Source organism: Novosphingobium chloroacetimidivorans, assembly GCF_014204535.1.
GTDB lineage: Bacteria > Pseudomonadota > Alphaproteobacteria > Sphingomonadales > Sphingomonadaceae > Novosphingobium > Novosphingobium chloroacetimidivorans.
In genome coordinates this window covers 104439-127268 of the sequence record NZ_JACHLR010000013.1, presented here as the reverse complement: position 1 = coordinate 127268, position 22830 = coordinate 104439, and the positions used below count along the sequence as shown (strand labels likewise).

The following is a 22830-nucleotide window of genomic DNA, read 5'->3' as shown; positions in this document are numbered from 1 at the left end:
TTGAGCTCCTGCAAAGCTGAACGGAAGGCGCAAGGCTGGTTCAGTGTCGCGTCAGTGCGTGCGACTTAGAAGGCCTGACAAGGACAGGCCACAATCGCTGTGCGACCCGTCCCTCGGAGTACGGGACAGATGGCAAGGTCATTCACGAACAAGAGTGCGTCGAAGCAAATCGCCAGCCTTGGCGCCCTGGCGCTCGCTACCGCGGCACTCGTCGCGCCGTCACTGGCATCGGCGCAAGAGCAACAGCAGCGCGCCGGCAGGTGGGAAGGTCGAGGCCAGGTCCGCGATCGTGGCGAGCGCATGGGCAACCCGCAGCAAGGCCAGCAACAGTGGCAGCAGCGCGAGCGTCCCCAAGTTCAGGCGCCTGCGACGGTGCAGCAACAGGCCCCCTCCTCTCCTGCAGAGCGCCAAGGCTGGAATGGCAATCGCGACGATGGCTGGCGAGGAGATCGCCAGCAGGCAGATCGTGGCAACCGCGACGGGCCGGACACGCGCAACTGGACTCCACAACAATGGGAAGCCTATCGCGGTGCCGTGCTGGAAGGGCGGGACACCGATGCGTTCCGCAACGGGGCCGGTCGGCAAGGACAACGTGGCGACCGACGCGATCAGCCTCAATGGCAAGGCCGCAGCGATGATGGCCGACGTGATGATGGCCGACGTGATGGTGCCCGTTGGCAGAACGATCGCCAAGGCAACTACGGCCGCGAGGCATGGCGGAACAACAACGAATACCGGGGCGACAACGGTAACTGGCGTAGTGGCAACAACCGATCCTGGGACCGTGGTTGGCGCAGCAACAATCGGTATGACTGGTCGTCGTACCGCTCGCGCAACCGCAGCGTGTTCCAGGCTGGGCGCTACTACTCGCCATACCAGAACTACAGCTATCGGCGCGTCGGCGTCGGTCTGTCGCTCGGCTCGCTGTTCTATGGCTCGCGGTACTGGATCGACGATCCCTATGCATACCGCCTGCCGGAGGTCTACGGCCCCTACCGCTGGGTCAGGTACTATGGCGACGTCCTGCTGGTCGACATCTACTCCGGCGAGGTTGTCGACGCGATCTACGACTTCTTCTGGTAATCAATCGCGCTGGTGATGAAAAAGAAGCCTCCGCGCCACTGCGCGGGGGCTTCTTGCGTCAGGCAAAGGCCGTTGCGCGCCGCAGCAACTGGTAGGCGTCGACCACCTGCTGGAGCCGAGTTTCATGCGATCGGTCGCCGCCGTTGTGGTCGGGATGGAAGCGCCGCACCAGTTCCGTGTAGCGCCGCCGCAGACCCTTGCGATCCGCATCCACGTCGAGACCTAGCGCAGTTAGGGCACGTTGCTCGTCCGGGGTGAAGCCGCTTGCCTGCGCGCGCATCTGCTCGCGGCGTTCGCGCACATGCGCCCGTGCCCTGGCACTGATCGCTTCTAGGGGGTCCGAGAAGTCCGCCCAGCGCGGCACATCGTCCACTCCGGCGTCCGGGCGGAAGGCGCGGGTCGTCTCCGCCCAGCCATGAAGCGGGGATTGGGCGTGGAAAATCTCTTCCGAACTCATCCCGTCGAAGTAGTCGTACCCGGAGTTGAACTGGCGCACGTGGTCGAGGCAGAACCAGCGATAATCGCCCGGCCCATCGAACCCCGAGGGGCGGCCTCCCGGCGCGCGAAACTCGCCTGCATCGTCGCACCCAGGCCAACTGCACGCGCGTCCGGTCGCCTCGAATCTTCCGTGAAATCTGTGCTTGCTCACCGGCTTTCAGATGGGAGAGCAATGCTCTAAATGGAAGGCATGACCGGACCGATTGCTCAGGAAATACGACGGCTTTTGACCGACGCCTTCGCCCCCACTTACCTCGATGTCGCGAACGACAGCGCGCGTCACCATGGCCACGCTGGCGACGACGGCAGCGGAGAATCGCATTTCACCGTAGAGATCGAAAGCGCTCGCTTTGCCGGCGTATCGCGATTGCAGCGACAGCGCATGGTCAATGCGGCACTCGGCGACATTCCTGGCCAGCGCGTCCACGCCCTCGCCTTGAAATTGCGCGCGCCCGGCGAAAGTTAAGCGCCGAGCCACTTCACCCACGCACCGTGTGCATGGGCGGCGGCAACCCGGTGGATCTCGCCATGGCCCGGGCAGTAGCGGACCTGCAGGCTGTGAGCCATCGCCACGCGATCCGCTTCCAGAGCGATCCAGGCGAGCGCACGCTCACGGGTCGCCCGAGCACCTGCCGCGTTCATAGCCGCCGTGATGCGCTTCTTTTCTTCGTCGGGCAGATACTGCCACACGATCGAGTGGACCAGCACGCGGGTCGTCCCCTCGGCCTGTGGGCTCGCGAGTTGCTGTTCTACGAAGTCCGCTGCGTGCATCCGGGTCAACCGAGGCGGACGGATGGCAGCCTCGGCGATCGCCGCCTCAAGCCGGGCAAAGCGTTCGGTGTGCTCGGGCCAGATATAAGCCTTGAGCCTTAACGCCTGCGCCGGATCAGTGAGATCGAGCGGTGCCACGTCGCACCCGCTCGGTGCAGCGATCGAAAGGTCGTGCCGTGGTGGCGGTGGGCCGCGCCACTCGGGTTTGAAGGACAGGATCGGATCGCTGGCGCCGACGACCACGCCGCCCAGGTCCCAGGCGAAGCGATCCATCATCAGGTTGATGCCCGCGCTCGAGCCGATCTCGAACGGCTCGACCCGGTTCGGCAGACCTTGGTCGACCAGCCACAGCATGCCGGCGGCAAAGCTTGACGATCGCCCCGCCTCGTTGGTTTGTGGTGGCCCGTCCAGCCACGGCAGCAACCAGTTCGAGTGCGCCCTTGCGACCGCGCGCAGGATTGCCTCACCATCGACAGGTTCGCCGGCGTAGACCGGCCCGAGTTCTGGCGCTTGGCCGCTCAGGTGCAGGCCATGCAGGGCTCCGGCAGCGCGCAACGGAAGGCCATCCGCCAGAGCCACGCCCGGCCAGTCTCGGATGCGGGCTAGGAACGGCACGTCGTCGTCGTGGCGCAGGACATCGCGCAGGGCTCGAACCACGCGAGCGGTGATGCCGGCACCGTTACGTTCGCAGTAATCGACCTGATTGTCGAAAGCCTGGCGAACGTCCCCTGCGAAGCTGGTTCCGGCATCCATAATGCGCGCTCCCATGTTGCCCTTCGCCGGCATGCCGCGTAAGGCCCGCGGCCATGCCTGATCCGCTGATCTTTGCCGTGCCTAAGGGCCGCATCCTCGACGAGGCGTTGCCGCTGATGGCGCGTGCGGGGGTGGTGCCCGAAGCCGAATTCCATGACAAGAAGTCTCGCGCGCTGTCGTTCGCGTGCGAGGATGCGCAGATGCGCCTGATCCGCGTGCGGGCCTTCGATGTCGCCACCTTCGTCGCGCATGGCGCCGCGCAGGCAGGCATCGTCGGCTCGGATGTCGTCGAGGAGTTCGCCTATTCCGACCTCTACGCGCCCGTGGACCTTGACATCGGCCACTGCCGCTTGTCCGTCGCCGAGCCCGAAGGCCAGACCGCCGGCGCGATGCCGTCGCACCTGCGCGTCGCCAGCAAGTATCCCAGCCTGACGCGCCGCCACTACGAGCGGCTCGGCATCCAGGCCGAAGTCGTGAAGCTCAACGGCGCCATGGAACTCGCGCCCAGTCTGGGGCTTGCGAGCCGCATCGTCGACCTCGTCTCCACCGGACGCACCCTGCGCGAGAACGGCTTGGTCGAGACGAGCCGTATCCTGGACATATCGGCCCGCCTGATCGTCAATCGCGCCGCGCTCAAGACCGACGAACGTGTCGGCGCCTTGGTGGAGCGCTTCCGGGCGCTCGTCAGCGAGCGGAAGGCGGCCTGATGCTGCGCCTATCGACCCGTGACCGCGAATTCGAGGCGGTCTTTCGGCGCCTGGTGCGCGAGCGCCGCGAAAGTGACGAGGATGTCGCGCGCGATGTAGGGCTTATCCTGGCCGACGTGCGCCGCCGCGGCGACGAAGCACTCGTGGATTATACCCGCCGCTTCGATAGTCATGGCCTTACCTACGAGGCCTCGTGGCGGATCGAGGCGGCCGCCTGCCGCGATGCCTTTGACGCATTGAAGCCAGAGCTGCGCGCTGCACTGGAACTCGCGGCCGAGCGCATCCGGACGTACCACGAAGCGCAAAAGCCGGAAGACCGCGACTACACGGACGAGGCTGGCGTGCGGCTCGGCGCCAAGTGGCTGCCCGTAGACGCCGCCGGTCTCTACGTTCCCGGCGGGCGGGCCGCGTATCCCTCCTCTCTGCTGATGAATGCCATTCCCGCCAAGGTTGCGGGCGTGGAGCGACTGGTTGTCGTGACGCCCACACCCAAGGGGGTCATCAATCCACTGGTCCTGGCCGCGGCTCACCTGGCCGGGGTGGACGAGATCTGGCGCATCGGCGGGGCGCAGGCGGTCGGGGCGCTGGCCTATGGCACGCAGCGCATCCATGCCGTCGACGTCATCACCGGGCCCGGCAACGCCTGGGTCGCCGAAGCCAAGCGCCAGCTTTTCGGCGTCGTCGGCATCGACATGGTCGCGGGCCCGAGCGAGATCCTCGTCATCGCCGATGGCCGCAACGACCCGGAGTGGATCGCCGCCGACCTGCTCAGCCAGGCAGAGCATGACCCCTCCTCGCAATCGATCCTGATCACCGACGATCCGCTGTTCGCCGACACGGTGGCGGATCGCGTCGGCGTCGAGATCGCCATGCTTCAGACCGCGCGGGTGGCCGACCAGAGCTGGCACAAGCACGGCGTCATCATCGAGGTCGAAAGCCTGGAAGAGGCACCGGCGCTCGCCAATGCCCTTGCAGCCGAGCACGTCGAGATCGCGACCGACGACCCGGAAGCCCTGTTCGCCCGCATCCGCCATGCCGGCAGCGTGTTCCTCGGCCGGCACACCCCGGAGGCCGTCGGCGACTATGTCGCTGGCCCCAACCATGTGTTGCCCACCGGCCGCCGCGCACGTTTCGCATCCGGCCTGTCGGTGCTCGACTTCATGAAGCGCACCAGCTTCATCCAACTGAGCGAGCGTGCGCTCGCCGCGATCGGCCCTGCCGCCATCGCCCTGGCCGAGGCCGAGGGCCTGCCGGCCCACGCGCGCTCGATCGAAACGAGACTGGGAATATGACTGCCAAACCGAAAGAGCGTTCCGCCGCGCGGCTTGCCGCCGTGCAGGCCCTCTACCAGCACGAGATGGAGAGCACGCCGCAGGCGCAGCTTCTCGACGAGTTCCACCGCCACCGCCTTGGGGCGCAGATCGACGAGGACCAGTACGCAGACGCCGAAGTGGCGTTCTTCGACGATGTCGTGAAGGGCGTGCTCGCCCGCCGCGAAGAGATCGACACCCTGCTGGCGGCCAAGCTGGCGCAGGGATGGTCGCTGGCGCGACTTGATCGGACCATGTTGCAGATCTTGCGTGCCGGCGCCTGGGAACTCATGGCCCGTCCTGACGTGCCCACCGGAAGCGCCATCAGCGAATACCTCGATGTCGCCCACGCCTTCTTCGATGCGCGCGAGGCCAAGTTCGTGAACGGTGTGCTGGACGCGGTCGGCAAGCAGGTTCGCTGAGGCATATGGCCAGTGAGGCGGCCTTCATCGCTGCCCTCAGGGCTATAGCCACTTCGCCTGCGGCACGAGGGCTCGAAGACGACGCGGCCGTTCTTCACCTAGGCGGGACGCGCCTGGTGCTGACCATGGATACTGTCGTCGAGGGCGTGCACTTCCTCGCCGAGGATCCCGCCGACACGGTCGCCTGGAAGCTCGTCGCCACCAACGTATCGGACCTTGCCGCCAAGGGGGCAGTGCCGAGGGGCTGCCTGCTCAGCTATCCGCTCGCGCAGGACAGCTCATGGAACTGCGCGTTCCTGGCAGGGCTTCGGAGCGCCTGCGAACACTTCGCCATCCCCCTTCTTGGTGGCGATACGGTGCGGGAGCCGGCCCCATCGGCGCGCAGCTTCGCCCTTGTTGCCCTCGGTGAACCGCGCAGCGAAGCGCCGGTTCCTTCGCGCTCCGGAGCCCGGGCCGGTGACGACCTCTGGGTCAGTGGCTCGATTGGCGACGCAGGCGCGGGGCTCGCGATCCTGTGCGGCCAGGCCGATGCCGATCCGCCCAGTCGCGCGGCGTTGGTTGCTGCATACCGCACGCCCAGGCCAAGCGTCGCTCTGGGGGTTGCTATCGCCCCGCTCGTGAGCGCTATGATGGACGTGTCCGATGGGCTGCTGATCGATGCGGCACGGCTTGCCAGGGCTAGCCGTGTGGCCATCGAGATCGACCTGGACGCAGTCCCCTTGTCACCGGCCTTTCGCCACGCGAAGGGTGAGGACCTTGCCGCCCGCCTTTTCGCCGCGACGGCCGGAGATGACTACCAGCTCCTGTTCGCGGCGCCTCGTGCGCAGGAGCCCACCCTGCTGGCGCATGCGACCGAGCATGACCGTCCGCTCCATCGCGTGGGCCGGCTGAGCGCAGGCGAGGGATTGCAGCTGGCGTACAACGGCCAGCGCGTGCCCCTCCCGGCAAGTCTTGGCTACGAACACCAAAGCTGACGCCAGCTCGCGCGCCACAATCCCGGCTTGCCAGTACCGCAGCCACTCTATAGCCCTTGTCCTTAGAGCAGCGAACAACGTTGCCTAATAAAAGATAAACAATGGGAAAAGGGGATGTTGCGTGGACTTGATCACGTTCGCAATCGTCCTGGGGCTGGTCGCCGTGCTGTACGGCATCATCACCAGTAGACAAGTGCTCGGCGCGCCCGCCGGCAACGAAAAGATGCAGGATATCGCCGCCGCCATCCAGGAGGGCGCCAAGGCTTACCTTGGCCGCCAGTACACCGCCATTGCCATCGTCGGCGTTCTCGTCGCCGTGGTGCTGTTCCTGACGCTCGGCACGCTGTCGACAGTGGCGTTCCTGATCGGCGCGATCCTGTCCGGCGTGGCAGGGTTCGTAGGCATGAACATCTCGGTCCGCGCCAATGTTCGCACAGCCGAGGCCGCGCGCACGTCCTTGCAAGGGGGGCTCACCCTCGCGTTTAGGTCCGGCGCGATCACCGGCATGCTGGTGGCGGGACTTGGCCTGCTGTCGATCGCAGGCATCTTCTGGTATCTCACCGGCCCTGCCGGGCTGGCGCCCAATGCGCGCCCGATCGTCGATGCGCTGACAGCCCTGGCATTCGGCGCCTCGCTGATCTCGATCTTCGCGCGCCTCGGCGGCGGCATCTTCACCAAGGCGGCGGACGTCGGCGCCGACCTCGTCGGCAAAGTCGAGGCCGGCATCCCCGAAGACGATCCCCGCAACCCCGCGGTGATTGCGGACAATGTGGGCGACAACGTCGGCGACTGCGCCGGCATGGCCGCCGACTTGTTCGAAACCTACGTCGTGACCATCGGCCTGACCATGGTCTCGATCGCCCTTCTCGTGAAGGCGCCCACCGCGGACCTGCTGACGCTGATGTCCGTCCCGCTGCTCGTCGGCGGCGTGTGCATCGTCGCGTCGATCATCGGCACCTACTTCGTGCGCCTCGGCTCCAAGGCATCGATCATGGGCGCGCTGTACAAGGGATTTTGGGTCACTGTCATCCTGTCAGTGTTCTTCATCTACGGCGTGTTCCAGTACGCATTCCAGGACCTCAACGCCGTCATCGGCGGGGCCGGCTTCCTCCAGCCTGCCACCGACACGCTGACGACCGAGGCCGCGCTCGGCACCGCCGCCCGCGACGGCGCCGAGTTTACCGCGCTCGATCTGTTCTGGTGCATGATGATCGGGCTTGCCGTCACTGGCCTGCTCGTCTGGATCACGGAGTACTACACCGGCACCAACTTTCGCCCCGTCCGCTCCATCGCCAAGGCGAGCGAAACCGGCCACGGCACCAACGTCATCCAGGGACTGGCGATCAGCCTCGAGTCCACCGCCTTGCCGACGCTGGTAATCGTCGTCGCGGTCGTGGCGACGTACCAGTTGGCCGGCATCATCGGCGTGGCCTTCGCCGCGACCGCGCTGCTGGCATTGGCCGGCATGGTCGTGGCGCTCGATGCCTATGGTCCGGTGACGGATAATGCCGGCGGCATCGCCGAGATGGCCGGCCTCGACGACAGCGTTCGGGAGCGAACCGACGCACTCGACGCTGTCGGCAACACGACCAAGGCCGTGACCAAAGGCTACGCGATCGGCTCGGCCGCCCTCGCAGCTCTGGTGCTGTTCGGGGCATACACCACCGACCTCAAGGAGTTCTTCCCCGACGTGGTGGTGGACTTCTCGCTCTCGAACCCCTTCGTGATCGTCGGCCTGCTGCTCGGCGCACTTTTGCCGTACCTGTTCGGAGCTTTCGGCATGACCGCGGTCGGGCGAGCTGCCGGCTCAGTGGTCGAGGACGTGCGCGAACAGTTCCGGTCCAATCCCGGCATCATGGAAGGCACCAGCCGGCCCAACTATGCCCGGACCGTCGACATCGTCACCCGCGCAGCGATCAAGGAGATGATCATCCCCTCACTGCTGCCGGTGCTCTCGCCGATCGCGGTGTACTTCATCATCACCGCCGTCGCTGGCCAGGGCCAGGGCTTTGCTTCCCTCGGCGCGATGCTGCTCGGCGTCATCGTCTCGGGCCTGTTCGTCGCGATCTCTATGACCTCGGGTGGCGGCGCTTGGGATAACGCCAAGAAGTACATCGAGGATGGGCACCACGGCGGCAAGGGATCGGAGGCCCACAAGGCTGCGGTGACCGGAGACACTGTGGGCGATCCCTACAAGGATACCGCGGGTCCGGCCGTGAACCCGATGATCAAGATCACCAACATCGTCGCACTGCTGTTGCTGGCTGTTCTCGCCAGCCAGGGCTGAACCGCCGACAATTTTCGAGCCCCGCCGGTCCGCCGTGCGGGGCTCTTCTTTAACCATCGTCCTTAGGCACTCCTTGACCGCATCCTGATAGCCGATGCCAGCGCGACCGCTCTGCGCGCCAGGCGAAGGTTAACCGTGGCGACAAGGCCCAAGATCCAGCACCCTGCCGTTCTTGCGCCGCTAGCGCCAGGCACAGGCACGCTCGCTTGCGTGTCCTGGCAGAGCCTAGCCGAGCCCGAAGAGGTCGCCGCGTGGGATGCACTCGCCCTGCAGGCCAGCGAGCCCAACCCTTTCTTCGAGAGCTGGTATCTCCTCCCCTCGCTCCGCCACCTGAGCCGCGATGGACAAGTCCAGCTGCTGCGCTTCGACCTGGACGGTCAGCTTGCCGGCCTGCTGCCGATCGTGCGCCAGGGCCGCTACTACCGCCATCCGTTCCCCAACCTCGCCAACTGGCTGCATCCCAACGTATTCTGCGGCGCACCGCTTGTCGCCGCCGGAGCGGAAGTGCCGTTCTGGCAGGCCATGCTTCGCTGGGCCGACGAGAACGCCGGCGCCGCGCTGTTCCTCCACTTGCGCGACCTGCCGCTCGGCGGTCCGCTGCAAGACGCGCTCGAGGCCGTGCTCACCACTTCGAAGCGCCAGGCCGAGATCGTCCACCGCGAGGAGCGGGCGATGCTGGCGTCCGATCTCTCGCCCGAAGCGTACTGGGATGCCTCGCTGTCGGGCAAGAAGCGCAAGGAGTTACGCCGCCAGGCCAACCGTCTGGCCGACGAAGGCGCCGTCCAGCTCGACCGCTCCACCGACAGCGACGGTCTGGAACAGTGGATCCACGACTTCCTCCGCCTCGAGCAGGCCGGGTGGAAGGGCCAGGCCGGCTCCGCCCTTGCCTGCTCTCCCGCTACCGCCGCCCTGTTCGCCCAGAGCCTCGCCGGAGGCGCGAGCCGCAACCGGCTGGAGCGCCTCACCCTCACCCTCGACGGCAGGCCGATCGCCATGCTCGCCAGCTTCCTCAGCCCACCCGGCGCGTTCTCGTTCAAGACCGCGTTCGACGAGGGGTTCGCCCGCTTCTCCCCCGGCGTGCTGCTGCAGCGCGAGAACCTCCAGATCCTCAGCAACCCCGAGATCGCCTGGACCGACAGCTGCGCGGCGGCGGACCATCCGATGATCGACCACATCTGGCGCGAGCGGCGAGAGATCGGGCGGATATCCATCGCCATCGGCGGGGCGGCGCGCCGGTTCGCGTTCCGCCAGCTGGTCCGTCACGAGGTCAAGCGATGACCGTGTTCCCCTCCCTCTCCCGCGAGACCTTCGCCGGCTCCTACCCCGAGGTGCCGCACGTCCTCGCGCACAGCCTCGACCATCACCCGCTGCTGGAGCGCGAGGCCCTCGCCCGGCTCGCCGAAGCCCTCCCCGCAAGCTCGGTCGAGTATAACGCCGCCGACCAGCCCATCGGCATCGACGGCAAGCCCGCTCCCACCGGCATTCCCATCGGCGAGACCATCCGCCGCATCGAGACCAGCGCCTCGTGGGCGGTGCTCAAGAACGTCGAGCAACACGCCCCCTACGCCGCGCTGCTGGCCGATCTGCTGGCCGAGCTGACGCCGGCGATCGAGCGCCGCACCGGCGCCATGCTCAAGACGCAGAGCTTCATCTTCATCAGCTCGCCCGGCAGCATGACGCCCTACCACTTCGACCCCGAGCACAACATCCTGCTCCAGGTCCGCGGGTCCAAGGTCATGACGCAGTTCCCCGCCGGCGACCCGCGCTACGCCCCCGACCGGGTGCACGAGACCTATCACACCGGCGGCGGCCGCGAACTGCAGTGGCGCGAGGAGCTGCTATCCGGCGGCCGCGAATTCGCGATAGGACCCGGCGAGGCGGTCTACGTGCCGGTGATGGCGCCCCATTTCGTGCGCAACGGACCCGAGCCGTCGGTCTCGCTCTCGATCACCTGGCGTTCGGAGTGGAGCTTCGCCGAAGCCGACGCGCGCGCCTTCAACGGCCTGCTGCGCAAGTGCGGCCTCTCCCCCGCCCGCCCGGGCCGCTGGCCGGCGAGCAACCGCGCCAAGGCGCTCGGCTGGAGGGTCGCCCGGAAGCTCTCGGGGCAGCTCGGGGCCGGCTGAGTTGCCGCAGTTGCCGGTGTCCTGAGAGACATCGGATCCTCCCCTGCAAGGGGAGGGGGACCGCTCGCGAAGCGAGTGGTGGAGGGGTGTAACCCCCTCGTCCGAGCACTCGACCAGCGGGGACACCCCTCCGTCAGCCGCTGGCGCGGCTGCCACCTCCCCTTTCAGGAGAGGATCTTGCAAGACGGTTTCACGCGGAGGCGCGGAGACGCGGAGGAAGAAAGAAGAAGCGGGCGCGCGCAGAGGCGCAGAGGCGCAGGGAGGTAGCTCGGCATCGCAGGCCTCTCTCCCTGGTTCTTCGAAACCGTCAAACGCACGATCCGAAGGGCAAGGCGGCTCCGCCGCAAACACGACATCTCCGCGGCTTTGCGCCTCTGCGCGCGCTCCCCCTTCCCTGTTCTTCTCCGCGTCTGCGCGCCTCCGCGTGAGCCCCGCCATGGCCATATCCCACGACTTGTACTCCACCGGAGGGTCCTTGCGGTACACCGGGTCGTTCCAGTCCGGCACTCGCCCCCACTCGTCGCGCTCGTCTTCGCAGCCCCATTCCTCGGCCTCGTCGACCACCTCGACCCAGTCGGGGAAGACCTCACGGCTCTCCGCCTCGACCGCGGCGTCGACGGTGGCGCAGGCGCGCGCGTGCCAGGCGTCCCACTCGGCGAGCGCCTCTGCGAACCAGGGCGTGAAGCAGGCGTCCGGCTCGTCCGCCTTGGTGGCGCGCCTGGCCTTGAGGTCCTCGCGCCACTGTTCACACGCGTCGTTGTAGGCGCGGCTGGCCGCCTTGTCGGCCCAGGGCTCGCGCGGATGGGGGAGCAGCGGATCGGGATCGGCCCAGGTCTCGCCGTGCCCGCGCATGTCGCCTTGCGCCCCCTCGCCCGCGACGGCGGCGAGCAGTTCGTCGAAGCGCTCGGCATGGAGCGCCGCATCCTCCGCCTCGGCCGCCTTGTCGAGCCGCGCGATGTGGGCGAGCAGCAGGCGCGAGTCATACCGCTTCTTCATGCCGACCCGTTGCCCGCGGAACCACACCGGCTCCTCGATCCCGTCGATCGCCTGCGTCGCGAGCACTTGCGCCGCCACCTCGCGCGCGAGCACCAGCGCCGCGTCCCATGCCGCCTTGAACGGCCGCTCCCGCCGCCGTACGAGGTAGGCCGACTGGTGCGTCAGCCCCACCCGCGAGGCAGAGGCGCGCACGTTCCCCGTCTCGGCCAGATGATGCAAAAACGCCGCCTTGCGCGCCGGCGTCCAGGAGTTGTGGTTGCGCCTTGGTTCCTGCCCTGAGTCGGGAGTCGAACCATCCGCAGGATGGTGGAGGGGAACGCGCGAGTTCTCTCGCGCCTCGGAGTCACAAGAACCGGCGGGTGCCCCTCCACCCGCACCTGCGCCAGCGGCGCTCCGCCCCATCCCGGGGAGAACATCATCGCCCGGCAAGCCGATATCCCGCTCGACCGGTATCCACCCCCGCCCGAACGACGTGGGATAAAATGGGCCTGAGCCATTCGCTTCTAAACTGTCCGACATGGATTACCCTCTACGATAAGCAATGATGCGTCATCGCTCGACGCCATTAAACCATACCGGTTACAAGGAATGGCGCGTGTAGGAAAGTTGTTTACGGTTTGTACTCTCCGCTTGCTTAAGATCAGGCTTTGAGTATTAACGATGAACGCCTCTGGCGATGCTGACTGAGTCAGCCGAGCATATCGGTGTGGCGAGTGAGCGGAGCGGCGGTGGTCTCGCGCGCGCAAGCGATCGGGGCCAGGCTGGCAACGGGTCACAGGCCCTTTGCTCAGAGGATAGCGCAGACCCGTCCGACAATCATGATGCCGTTATCGTTAGCTTAAAGGTGACCCACTCGGCGGCTAGTTGGAAAATTTTGAAGGAAGGGAAAGCGGGCATGCAAGCAGAATTTCGGAGCTCACGCACTGATTTGAGTGCGGCAGCGCGGATTTCGGGGGCATGCAAAAACGTGCCAGTTTTCGCTGGCTCGCGGCCGCAGCCTTAGGGTTGGCGGTTGCGGTTTCGCCTCTGGCGATGCAAACTGTGTCAGCCGAGCATATCGGTGTGGCGAGTGAGCGGAGCGGCGGTGGTCTCGCGCGCGCAAGCGATCGGGGCCAGGCTGGCAACGGGTCACAGGCCCTTTGCTCAGAGGATAGCGCAGTCGGATGGGTCGATGAGAGTGGGGCCCAGAGACTAGAGCTGCCGGTTGAATGAGCCAGTACTCATCATTCATGCGAAAGCATGGGAATCTGCGTAAGGCGTGGCAGACGATCAAGAATAATGGTCGGCGATCTTCATCTCCGTATGTGCGAGATGACATCGATGCGTTCGCAAGTGTCGAGCAGGCAAATATCAGATCATTATCGGCGAAGCTGCAACATGGAAGCTTTAAGTTCTCGCCTGCGAAAGGCGTGGCTTTAGAGAAACCCAACAAGCCTGGCTCGATACGACCAATTGTTATCCCTCGGGCTGCTGACCGTGTTGTCCAGCGCTGCATACTAGACGCGCTACTGACAAACCCGGCGATAAGGGCGAAAGCTTTTCAGCCGCTAAGCTTTGGTGGGGTTCCCAAACAGGAACGTAACGAACGAGCCGGAGTGCCCGCGGCAATCGAAGCACTTCTGCGACTTATCAGTGAAGGCGGCACTCACGTTATCGTAGGAGATATCGCTTCATTCTTCACGCGCATCAAGAAGTCCGAGGCCGTCGACAATTTAGCGGCATTGATCCCCAATGATCCAGGATTTCTAGACCTTTTCAAAGACGCCATCGCTGTAGATATCGCCAATCATGAGACGATTTGGCGACATAAGGCCTTCTTCCCCTATGGCGACCTTGGCGTGGGTCAAGGTGTCTGTCTGTCGCCGTTTCTTGGCAACCTCGTCTTGGCGGATTTCGATGCAGCGATGAATATGGGCGACTGCGCGTGTATCCGTTACGTAGACGACATTCTGATCATTGGGCCGTCAGGAAGAGCAGTCTCTGCACAATACAGAAAGGCCGTTCGGCTTTTGGGCGTAAAAGGAATGGAGTTCGCGGCCGACAAGACTGACCATGTTCCGCGCCCGATCGACCAGACGTTTTCGTATTTGGGAATTGAGTTCAGCAAAGGTCGCATGCGTCCAGATGCTAGATCACGAACAAGCATCGTGGACAGGGCCAAAGAGGTAGCTGGACGCTCCCTCATCGAAATCCGAAGCGCCAAGGCAGCGGAGTTTTTCAACCTTGACTACTCGGTTCCAAAGACAATGAGTAAGATATCTGGTATGTCTCGGGGTTGGGCGAACCACTATAAATTTTGTAATGATGTCGAAACCATTAGGAATGTTGACCGGTCTATTGCACGTGTATTCACTGACTACAGTCAACAAGCAATGCGCATTGCAGACGGGCACTTCGAAAAAAATAATGTAGACCTAGGCTCGGCGCTCCTGGGCTACGTTGGCAGCAAAGGCGTTGCATTCACACCTCTGCCAATGTTTCGAGCTGATTTAGGCAGCGGGGACCGCTCAACTCCTCTCGATCCGACTGGCCAGTGAAATGATTGGGAGCGCGAGGGCAATTGCCCTCGCACCTCCTCTTAATTTTCACCTCGCCGACACGCTGCCTTTCTCCAACAACGGCTTCAAATACCGCCCCGTAAAGCTCGCCGGGTTGGCCGCGACTTGTTCGGGCGTGCCGGTGGCGACGATCTCGCCGCCGCGGACGCCGCCTTCGGGGCCGAGGTCGATGATCCAGTCGGCCACCTTGATGACGTCGAGGTTGTGCTCGATCACCACCACCGAGTTGCCCTGGTCGACGAGGCGCTGGAGCACTTCGAGGAGCTTGCGCACGTCCTCGAAGTGCAGGCCGGTGGTCGGCTCGTCGAGGATGTAGAGCGTCTGCCCGGTGGAGCGGCGGGCGAGTTCCTTGGCGAGCTTCACGCGCTGCGCCTCGCCGCCCGACAGCGTGGTCGCCTGCTGGCCGACCTTGACGTAGCCAAGCCCCACTTCGTTGAGCATGTGCATGCGGTCGCGGATCGGGGGGACGGCCTTGAAGAACTCCTCGGCGTCCTCGATGGTCATGTCGAGCACGTCGGCGATAGACTTGTCCTTGAACTTCACCTCCAGCGTCTCGCGGTTGTAGCGCTTGCCGTGGCACTCCTCGCAGGTGACGTAGACGTCGGGCAGGAAGTGCATCTCGATCTTGATCAGGCCGTCGCCCTGACACGCCTCGCAGCGGCCGCCCTTGACGTTGAAGCTGAAGCGCCCCGGCTTGTACCCGCGCGCGGCGCTTTCGGGCAGGCCGGCGAACCAGTCGCGGATGATGGTGAAGGCGCCGGTGTAGGTGGCCGGGTTGGAGCGCGGGGTGCGGCCGATCGGCGACTGGTCGATCTCGATCACCTTGTCGCAGTTTTCCAGGCCGGTGATCTTGTCGTGCGCGCCCGCGATCACCCGCGCGCCGTTGAGCAGGCGCGAGGCGCCGGCCTGCAGCGTGTCGATGGTGAGCGAGCTCTTGCCCGAGCCCGACACGCCGGTGACGCAGCAGAAAGTGCCGAGCGGGAACTTGGCCGTCACCCCCTTGAGGTTGTTGGCGCGCGCGTTCTCGACGGTGACGAACTTCTTGTTGCCCTTGCGGCGCTTGGCCGGGACCGCGATCTCGCGCGTGCCGTTGAGGTAGGCGGCGGTGAGGCTGTTCTTGCTCTTGAGCACTTGCTTGAGCGTGCCCTCCGCCACGATCTCGCCGCCGTGGACGCCGGCGCCAGGGCCCAAGTCGACGATGTAGTCGGCGGCGCGAATGGCGTCCTCGTCATGCTCGACGACGATGACGGTGTTGCCCAGGTCGCGCAGGCGCTTGAGCGTGGCGAGCAGCATGTCGTTGTCGCGCTGGTGCAGGCCGATGGAGGGTTCGTCGAGCACGTAGAGCACGCCCGACAGCCCCGAGCCGATCTGGCTGGCGAGGCGGATACGCTGGCTCTCGCCGCCTGACAGGGTGCCGCTGGTGCGGTCGAGGTTGAGGTAGTCGAGCCCGACGTTGTTGAGGAAGCCCAGCCGCTCGTTGATCTCCTTGAGGATGGCCTTGGCGATCTGGCTCTGCTGCGGGGTGAGCTTGGCGTCGAGTTCGCCGAACCAAGTGTAGGCGTCCTGCACCGAGAAATGCGCGGCGGTGGCAATGTCGCTGCCGGCGATCTTCACCGACAGCGCCTCGGGCTTAAGGCGCTTGCCGTGGCAGGTCTCGCACGGCTGCGCGGTCTGGAACTTGCCCAGCTCCTCGCGCATCCAGGCGCTGTCGGTCTGCAGCATGCGGCGGTTGAGGTTGCCGATCACGCCCTCGAACGCCTTGTTGACGGTGTAGCTCTTGCGCCCGTCCTTGAAGGTGAGCGGCACGGCCTTGCCCGCGGTGCCGTAGAGGATGATCACCTTGACCTCGCCGGGCAAGTCCTCCCACCTGGTCTCCAGCTTGAAGCCGAAGTGGTCGGCCAGGGAGGTCAGGACCTGCATGTAGTAGGGGCTGGGCGGGTTCGACTTGGCCCAGGGCACCACCGCGCCCTGCTTGAGGCTGAGGCCTTCGTTGGGGACCACCAGCTGGGGATCGAACAGCAGCTTCTCGCCCAGGCCATCGCAGGCCGGGCACGCGCCTTGCGGGGCGTTGAAGGAGAACAGCCGCGGCTCGATCTCCTCGATGGTGAAGCCGCTGACCGGGCAGGCGAACTTCTCGGAAAAGACGATGCGGTTGGGCGGCAGGCCGGCGCCTTTGAGCGCCTGCTTGGTTCCTGCGCTCCCCTCTCCGTTCGCATCGAGCGAAGTCGAGATGCCGCGCACAGGTGTCTCGACTTCGCTCGACACGAACGGAGTTTTGGTGCTTGCCCCCGAAAGAGCAGCCACCGTCGTGTCCGCCAGGTCGACATAGGCCAGCCCCTCGGCGAGCTTCAGTGCCTGCTCGAACGAGTCCGCCAGCCGGGTCTGGATGCCGTCCTTCACCGCGATGCGGTCAACCACGACTTCGATGTCGTGCTTGTACTTCTTATCGAGCGCGGGCGCGTCCTCGATCTGGTACATCTCGCCGTCGATCCGCACGCGGGCGTAGCCGGCGCGCTGCCATTCGGCGAGTTCCTTGCGGTACTCGCCCTTGCGGCCCCGCACGACCGGCGCGAGCAGGTAGGCGCGCGTGCCCTCGGGCAGCGCCATCACCCGGTCGACCATGTTCGACACCGTCTGCGCCTCGATCGGCAGGCCTGTGGCGGGCGAATAGGGAATGCCCACACGCGCCCACAGCAAGCGCATGTAGTCCCAGATTTCCGTCACGGTCGCGACGGTCGAGCGCGGGTTGCGGCTGGTGGTCTTCTGCTCGATCGAGATCGCCGGGCTGAGGCCGTCGATATGCTCGACATCGGGCTTCTGCATCATCTCGAGGAACTGGCGCGCATAGGCGCTCAAGCTCTCGACGTAGCGGCGCTGCCCTTCGGCATAGATCGTGTCGAACGCCAGGCTCGACTTGCCCGAGCCGGACAGCCCGGTGATGACGATCAGCTTGTCGCGCGGCAGCGCGATGTCCACGCCCTTGAGGTTATGCTCGCGCGCGCCGCGCACGGTGATGTGGGTCAAGCTCATGCGGGAAGTCTGTTCCAGATTTGTTCGCGCCGATCAAGCGCGGCAGCGGTCCGCCGAGGTAGATGGGGTCTGATCGGCTCATCGCAATGGCTTTGCAGGCGGCACCGATCGGAGGCATGTTGCTGACACAAACGACGGGGAACGTGGGGAAAAGACATGAGGACCGGGATCTGGCTCGTCGCGGCCGTGGCGACCACGACAATGCTCGCGCAAGGCGCGCTGGCGGACAACCCGCGTGACCCGACCATGACCCCCGAGGCGATCGCGCGCGACCGCGACACCATCCGCAAGATGAACCTCGATCAACTCGACTATGTGCGCAACCGGGATGCCGGCTACGCCGCCGGATGGCGCCATCACGCCGGCGCGCAGACCGCGGTACCTCGCGAGGAAGCCGACGCCTACGGCACACGCGACCGGGCCTACGAGCAGGACCTGGCACGCTATCGCGAAGCCCGGCAGCGCTACGAACGCGAGATGGCGCATTGGGAACGGGATCGCGAAGCCTGCGCGCAGGGGTACGACTGCGGGTACTGAGCCTGGCTGGGCGGGATCAGATGCGCAGCAGACCGCACGGTAAAATCACGCGTTCGGCAGCGCGGGTGTAACCTTCCACTTTCGTTGCCGACAACGCTGCTTCGCCAACAACCCATCCGTTGGTGTCGCGAGGATAACTTCATGGTGCCATGAAGACTGTCTGCTTACGCCCACTTCCAGTCGTTCATCATCGTGCTATCATGGCACCGTGACCCGAGAAGAGGCTCTTAACGCTCTCGTCCGAATGGACCAGCCGCTAGTTGCTGTCTCGACCGCTCTTCGCCGTTTCGATTGGGATTGGCAGGCGGCTCCGATCGTCCGCTTGACAGGTCATGATGTGTCCTCGGTTCTTCGGCGGTATCTCGCTTTGAAAGTGACAGCTTCCGACTTGGAGGAATGGGCCAATCTTCTTGAATGCCGGGACGACATAGAAATCGACTCTAACGCGGCCGAGGCAATCTTCATCCTTGCCAATCCGGTTCTTCACGGTTCTGCTGCTGCCGTTGCGCCGACGCTCCTTGCCCGATTGTAGCACGTCGGCTTACCACTCCCTTTCAGCCGAAAGGAGCCTGTCGGCTCACGCCCACTTGCCGACATTTGGATGCTCAGATAACTTCTTATTGTGTCCTCTGAACTGATGATCGCCTTGGCAGCCATCGGTGCGTCTGCCCTTGTAGCCTGCCTGCGAGAAGGCAAGCTGCGGACCATCCTGATCGTCGCGCTCTGGCTTACTCCGCTTTGGTTCGCATCGTGGTTTACCGTGAACTACTCTGCTGACGTTGCCTCAGAGTTTGGTGCTTGGTGGGCATTCTTGGCGTTCACCCCGTTGTTCTTAGCACTTTCAGGGGCGGTGACGTTGTTCCCCTTCATGCTCGTCAAACGATTGAGGGAAATTCAACGCCAACAATGATCCGTCAACCGTCCGCTTTCCACCCAAAGCAGACACGCATGCCCGCGATGTCGGGAGCGGTTGTCAGCATCGGTGCACCGGCTAAGACTGCGCCGATGACCCACAAGCTTCTGCTCAGCGCCGCCCTTCTCGCCGGCGCCCTCCCCGTCGCCACGCTCCCCGCCAGCGCCAAAGTCACCGTCGATCCGGAGCGGATCACCCGCGACGTGCGGACGCTTGCCTCCGACACTTTCGAGGGCCGTGCGCCCGGCACCAAGGGCGAGGAGCGCACGATCGGCTACCTGATCGCGCGGATGCAGGAGACCGGCCTTGAACCCGGCGGACCGGACGGTCAGTGGCTGCAGACGGTCCCGCTGCTGCACACCACGCTCGGCAAGGGCGCGATGAGCTTCGGTGCCACGCCGGTCACGCCCGGCAAGGAGATCTACGTCTCGACCCTGCGTCCCGACGATGTCGCGCGGATCGACAAGGCGCCGCTGGTCTTCGTCGGATACGGCGTCACCGCGCCCGAGCGGCAGTGGGACGACTTCAAGGGCCAGGACCTGAAAGGCAAGGTCGCGGTCATCCTGATCAACGATCCCGACTTCGCCGCCGCCAAGGGCGATGCCGTGGCCGGCAAGTTCGGTGGGCGGACGATGACCTACTACGGCCGCTGGACCTACAAGTTCGAGGAAGCCGCGCGCCGCGGTGCGATCGGTGCGCTGATCGTGCATGATACGCCCGGCGCAGGCTATGGCTGGAACGTGGTGACCAGCCCGCGCGGCGAGAACTACGACATCGTCCGCAAGCCCGAGGAGCTGACCAGCCTGCGCCTGCAGGGCTGGATCGAGGGCGGGGCTGCGCAGGCGCTGTTCTCACGCGCGGGGCTCGATCTGGCACAGCTGCGCAAGGCGGCGGGCCGAAGCGACTTTCGTCCAGTCGAGCTCAAGGGCGTGACCTTCAGCGCGCAAGTGCCGGTCGTGCATGAGGAGATCGCCAGCCATAACGTGATCGGCCGCATTCCGGGCTCCAAGCGCCCCGACGAAGTGGTGTCGCTCGGTGCGCACTGGGACGCCTACGGCAAGGGCGAGCCGGACGCGCAGGGCCGTGTCTATCGCGCCGGAGCGAACGACGACGCGCTTGGCGTGGCCGGCTTGCTGGAGATCGCGCGTGCGCTCAAGGCCGGGCCCGCGCCGGATCGCAGCGTGGTCTTCGCGTTCTGGACGGCGGAGGAGCGCGGGCTGCTCGGCAGCGAGTTCTATGCCGCCAATCCGGTCTATCCGATGGCCAAGACGGTGGCGAACCTGACGCTCGACATCCTGCAGACTGCCGGCGCGGCGAACGACGTGGTGCTGGTCGGCCAGGGCCAGGACACGCTGGAGGACGACATGGCGCGCATCGCCAAGGCGCAAGGGCGCACCGTCACGCCCGAGAGCCTGCCCGAGCGCGGGCTGTTCTACCGCGCCGACCACTTCTCCTTCGCCAAGCGCGGCGTCCCGGTGCTGCTACAGATGGGAATCGCCGGCGCCTCCGATTTGAAGCTAGGCGGCCGCGCGGCGGGGCAGGCGTGGATCGATCGCTATACCGGCCAGTGCTATCACCAGGCCTGCGATGCGTGGGACGCCAGCTGGAATCTGGACGGCGCGGTGCAGGACATCGAGCTGGTCGGCACCATGGCGCAGGAGCTGGCGAACTCGACCCGCTGGCCCGAGTGGAAGGCCGGGTCCGAGTTCAAGGCGGTGCGTGATCGGAGCGCGGGCGAGCGGCGGTGAGATTTCGCCCCCTCCACCACTCGCTGCGCGAGCGGTCTCCCTCCCCGAGCAAGCTTGCGGAGGAACCGGAGAGATTTTCCTTCAATCCTCCCCGAGCTTGTCTCGGGGAGGGGGACCGCCAGCCGCAGGCTGGTGGTGGAGGGGCAGCGCGCAGCTTCGCCCTCCTCGCCGCCCTCGCCCTCTCCGCCTGCGGCGGTCACTACCGCCCGGTCAGCGACGTGCCGGTGCGGATCGGCCCACCCTACAAAGTGCGCGGCGTGACCTACACCCCAGCCGCGCAGCCCAGCTACGACATGCTCGGCTATGCCTCATGGTATGGAAGCGAGAGCGGCAACCGGGTTGCCAATGGCGAGAAGTTCCGGCCCGGCTGGATCACCGGCGCCCACACCACCCTGCCCTTGCCCAGCTATGTCGAGGTGACCTCGCTCGACACCGGACGGCGCATCCTGGTGCGGGTCAACGATCGCGGACCGTTCGTGGCGCGGGGACGAATCCTCGACCTCTCGCGCGGGGCGGCGGAACTGCTGGGCATGCGCGCGAAGGGCCAGGCGGCGGTGCGGGTACGCGTCGCCGATCCATCGGAACGAGACCGTGCCGCCTTGCGCAAGGGCAAACCGGCGAGCGTACTCGATCCGGTGCCACCCCGGGTCCTCGAAGCGCTGCGCGAACGGTTCGTCCGGGGTGTCGGCGCACTCTGACGCTTGGGCGGAACCCAGGCTCGCGCTCGCGTGTTGAATCGGCAAGCACGAGGAGAGAGCCATGAGTGACACCGAACACACGCAGATCAACCAGACGGGGCCCTCGATCGGCGCCGAGATCCCCTATCGCCGCGATCGGATCGACAAGAAGACGGGATCGCTGGTGTTCGATCGCCATCTGGACGAGGTGACGACCAGCGTGCCCGAGCAGGCGCCGACCGACGACATGCCCAAGGACGACAACCCGCTCAGGCGCGGCCAGGTGACCTGATCGCCCCAGGCGTCGAACCTCAGGCCAGCAGCGCCCTCCAGGTTCCGGCGCCCACCACGCCATCGGGCGTCAACTTGTGCGCCTTCTGGAATGCCGTGACCGCGGCCTTGGTGCCTGGCCCGAACTCGCCATCGGGCTCCAGCTTCAGCAAGGCCTGTAGCAGCTTGACGTCTTCACCCCTGTCGCCCTGACGCAAGGGAGGGCGGCTGCGTTCGGGAGGCGTTGGCGCAGGTTTCGCGGAGGGCCTGGTCGGCTTGGTCGCCGGGGCCGACAGCAGCAGCTCCCAGGTCTGCCTGCCCACGATCCCGTCGGCGTACATGCCTGCCTTCTTCTGGGCCGCCATGACCTTGGCCTTGGTGCCCGGCCCGAAGTCTCCATCCGCCGCTTGCCCCAGCAGTTCCTGCAAGTGCATGACATCCTGCCCGGTGTCGCCGATCTTGAGCAAGGGCAGCGGGTTGTCGGTCCGCGCTCCCCCGCTGGCGAACAGCGCATAGGCGTCCGCCATCTTCCGGTCGTAGGCGTTCTCGGCATAGGAGGCGCCGTTGTAGCCGCGCGCGAAGCCGGCCCAGTCGCGGCGGATCAATTCGTCATCGAGCTTGCAGGTCTTGATGAAGGCCACGAACGCGGCGAGCTGTGCCGGTTCGCCCGAGACCATGGCCCTGACGAAGCCTTCCACCTTGGGATGGCCGCAGCTGGCGTGATTGAAGCCCATGACCTGGAACTTGCCCCAGCTGGCCGATTCGAGCGCGGCCTTGCGGTTCAGCTTCAGCGCCGCCTTCAGCCGCTCGTACTCGCGCGCACCGCCCAGGTACCCGCCGCGCGTGGGCCATGAGATATCGGAGTGCGCGGCGCTGTGCTTGCCCGCCGTGCGCTTGTGGAAGATATGCCGCTCGAACAGGATCTTGGGACGGCCATCGGCCAGGAAACCACCGCCCGCGCTTTCGACTTGCGCGACGGCGCGCACCGCCGCGACAGTACAGCGCAAGTCACGCGCCGCCTTCTCGAAGTCGGCATCGCGCAGCGGCGTGGGATCGCCGATGAATTCGTCTGGCATGCGTCTCGCCCTTCCCCCTCAGGAAAGCTGGAGGGTATCGCGATACCGGCGGTGTAGGAAAGTCTCTTCTACGCAAGGCTCCCCCGGAGCGACGGGT

Annotated in this window: 21 protein-coding genes; 16 read left to right on the top strand and 5 right to left on the bottom strand. The window is 65.7% G+C overall.

Annotated elements, in window-relative coordinates; translation table 11 throughout:
* Window positions 1-219 precede the first annotated feature (219 nt).
* Window positions 220-693: a hypothetical protein gene (locus HNO88_RS15060; protein WP_184247199.1), complete on the bottom strand. Its 474-nt coding sequence runs from the start codon at window positions 691-693 to the stop codon at window positions 220-222.
* 150 nt (window positions 694-843) lie between these two features.
* Between HNO88_RS15060 and HNO88_RS15055 the strand changes: the two genes are divergently transcribed.
* Window positions 844-1083 (top strand): RcnB family protein, encoded by a 240-nt coding sequence (locus tag HNO88_RS15055; RefSeq protein ID WP_184247195.1) that lies wholly within the window; start codon window positions 844-846, stop codon window positions 1081-1083.
* A gap of 58 nt (window positions 1084-1141) precedes the next feature.
* On the opposite strand, the gene HNO88_RS15050 is transcribed toward HNO88_RS15055, so the two are convergent.
* Window positions 1142-1732: a J domain-containing protein gene (locus tag HNO88_RS15050; RefSeq protein ID WP_184247191.1), complete on the bottom strand. Its 591-nt coding sequence runs from the start codon at window positions 1730-1732 to the stop codon at window positions 1142-1144.
* Between the two features lie 39 nt (window positions 1733-1771).
* On the opposite strand from HNO88_RS15050, the gene HNO88_RS15045 reads away from it, so the two are divergent.
* Window positions 1772-2047: a BolA family protein gene (locus HNO88_RS15045; protein ID WP_376768779.1), complete on the top strand. Its 276-nt coding sequence runs from the start codon at window positions 1772-1774 to the stop codon at window positions 2045-2047.
* Here HNO88_RS15045 and HNO88_RS15040 read toward each other — a convergent pair.
* Window positions 2044-3120 carry a DUF2332 domain-containing protein gene (locus tag HNO88_RS15040; protein ID WP_184247184.1) on the bottom strand — a complete coding sequence of 359 codons (1077 nt, stop codon included), beginning with the start codon at window positions 3118-3120 and terminating at the stop codon, window positions 2044-2046. The genes HNO88_RS15045 and HNO88_RS15040 overlap by 4 nt on opposite strands.
* Before the next feature lie 38 nt (window positions 3121-3158).
* On the opposite strand from HNO88_RS15040, the gene hisG reads away from it, so the two are divergent.
* The 8 genes from hisG (at window position 3159) to HNO88_RS15000 (ending at window position 14461) form a co-directional block, all read left to right on the top strand.
* Complete coding sequence (hisG, locus tag HNO88_RS15035) at window positions 3159-3812, top strand: ATP phosphoribosyltransferase (RefSeq protein WP_184247181.1); 654 nt, start codon at window positions 3159-3161, stop codon at window positions 3810-3812.
* Window positions 3812-5104 carry a histidinol dehydrogenase gene (gene hisD, locus HNO88_RS15030; RefSeq protein ID WP_184247178.1) on the top strand — a complete coding sequence of 431 codons (1293 nt, stop codon included), beginning with the start codon at window positions 3812-3814 and terminating at the stop codon, window positions 5102-5104. Before hisG ends, hisD begins: the two co-directional genes overlap by 1 nt.
* Window positions 5101-5544 carry a transcription antitermination factor NusB gene (gene nusB / locus HNO88_RS15025; protein WP_184247175.1) on the top strand — a complete coding sequence of 148 codons (444 nt, stop codon included), beginning with the start codon at window positions 5101-5103 and terminating at the stop codon, window positions 5542-5544. The genes hisD and nusB overlap by 4 nt, the downstream gene beginning before the upstream one ends.
* 5 nt (window positions 5545-5549) lie before the next feature.
* Complete coding sequence (thiL, locus tag HNO88_RS15020) at window positions 5550-6518, top strand: thiamine-phosphate kinase (protein WP_184247172.1); 969 nt, start codon at window positions 5550-5552, stop codon at window positions 6516-6518.
* Window positions 6519-6639: 121 nt separating this feature from the next.
* Window positions 6640-8805, top strand: coding sequence for a sodium-translocating pyrophosphatase (locus HNO88_RS15015; protein ID WP_184247169.1), 2166 nt, complete (start codon window positions 6640-6642; stop codon window positions 8803-8805).
* A gap of 135 nt (window positions 8806-8940) precedes the next feature.
* Window positions 8941-10083, top strand: a complete 1143-nt coding sequence (locus HNO88_RS22860) for a GNAT family N-acetyltransferase (protein WP_184247166.1) — start codon at window positions 8941-8943, stop codon at window positions 10081-10083.
* Window positions 10080-10928, top strand: a complete 849-nt coding sequence (locus HNO88_RS15005) for a cupin domain-containing protein (protein ID WP_184247163.1) — start codon at window positions 10080-10082, stop codon at window positions 10926-10928. Before HNO88_RS22860 ends, HNO88_RS15005 begins: the two co-directional genes overlap by 4 nt.
* 2204 nt (window positions 10929-13132) lie before the next feature.
* Window positions 13133-14461: a reverse transcriptase domain-containing protein gene (locus HNO88_RS15000; RefSeq protein ID WP_184247160.1), complete on the top strand. Its 1329-nt coding sequence runs from the start codon at window positions 13133-13135 to the stop codon at window positions 14459-14461.
* 48 nt (window positions 14462-14509) lie between these two features.
* Here HNO88_RS15000 and uvrA read toward each other — a convergent pair whose 3' ends face one another.
* The gene (uvrA, locus tag HNO88_RS14995) at window positions 14510-17512 is read right to left on the bottom strand and encodes an excinuclease ABC subunit UvrA (RefSeq protein WP_184247157.1); all 3003 of its coding nucleotides are present in this window, start codon (window positions 17510-17512) and stop codon (window positions 14510-14512) included.
* Window positions 17513-17668: 156 nt separating this feature from the next.
* Here uvrA and HNO88_RS14990 point away from each other — a divergent pair, with 156 nt between their 5' ends.
* From HNO88_RS14990 to HNO88_RS14965, 6 genes are all read left to right on the top strand, one after another.
* Entirely contained in the window at window positions 17669-18049 is a 381-nt protein-coding gene (locus HNO88_RS14990; RefSeq protein WP_246381828.1) for a hypothetical protein, read from the top strand.
* Between the two features lie 244 nt (window positions 18050-18293).
* A complete protein-coding gene (locus tag HNO88_RS14985) occupies window positions 18294-18581 on the top strand; it encodes a hypothetical protein (protein ID WP_184247153.1) in 288 nt (95 codons plus the stop codon).
* A gap of 114 nt (window positions 18582-18695) precedes the next feature.
* The gene (locus HNO88_RS14980) at window positions 18696-18959 is read left to right on the top strand and encodes a hypothetical protein (protein WP_221420037.1); all 264 of its coding nucleotides are present in this window, start codon (window positions 18696-18698) and stop codon (window positions 18957-18959) included.
* 95 nt (window positions 18960-19054) lie between these two features.
* Window positions 19055-20710, top strand: coding sequence for a M28 family metallopeptidase (locus HNO88_RS14975; protein ID WP_184247147.1), 1656 nt, complete (start codon window positions 19055-19057; stop codon window positions 20708-20710).
* Window positions 20707-21408, top strand: coding sequence for a septal ring lytic transglycosylase RlpA family protein (locus tag HNO88_RS14970; protein WP_312857085.1), 702 nt, complete (start codon window positions 20707-20709; stop codon window positions 21406-21408). Before HNO88_RS14975 ends, HNO88_RS14970 begins: the two co-directional genes overlap by 4 nt.
* A 61-nt stretch (window positions 21409-21469) precedes the next feature.
* Window positions 21470-21679 (top strand): hypothetical protein, encoded by a 210-nt coding sequence (locus HNO88_RS14965; RefSeq protein WP_184247144.1) that lies wholly within the window; start codon window positions 21470-21472, stop codon window positions 21677-21679.
* Window positions 21680-21698: 19 nt separating this feature from the next.
* Here the strand turns inward: HNO88_RS14965 and HNO88_RS14960 are convergent, their stop codons facing one another.
* Window positions 21699-22733 carry an N-acetylmuramidase domain-containing protein gene (locus HNO88_RS14960; RefSeq protein ID WP_184247139.1) on the bottom strand — a complete coding sequence of 345 codons (1035 nt, stop codon included), beginning with the start codon at window positions 22731-22733 and terminating at the stop codon, window positions 21699-21701.
* Between the last annotated feature and the right edge of the window lie 97 nt (window positions 22734-22830).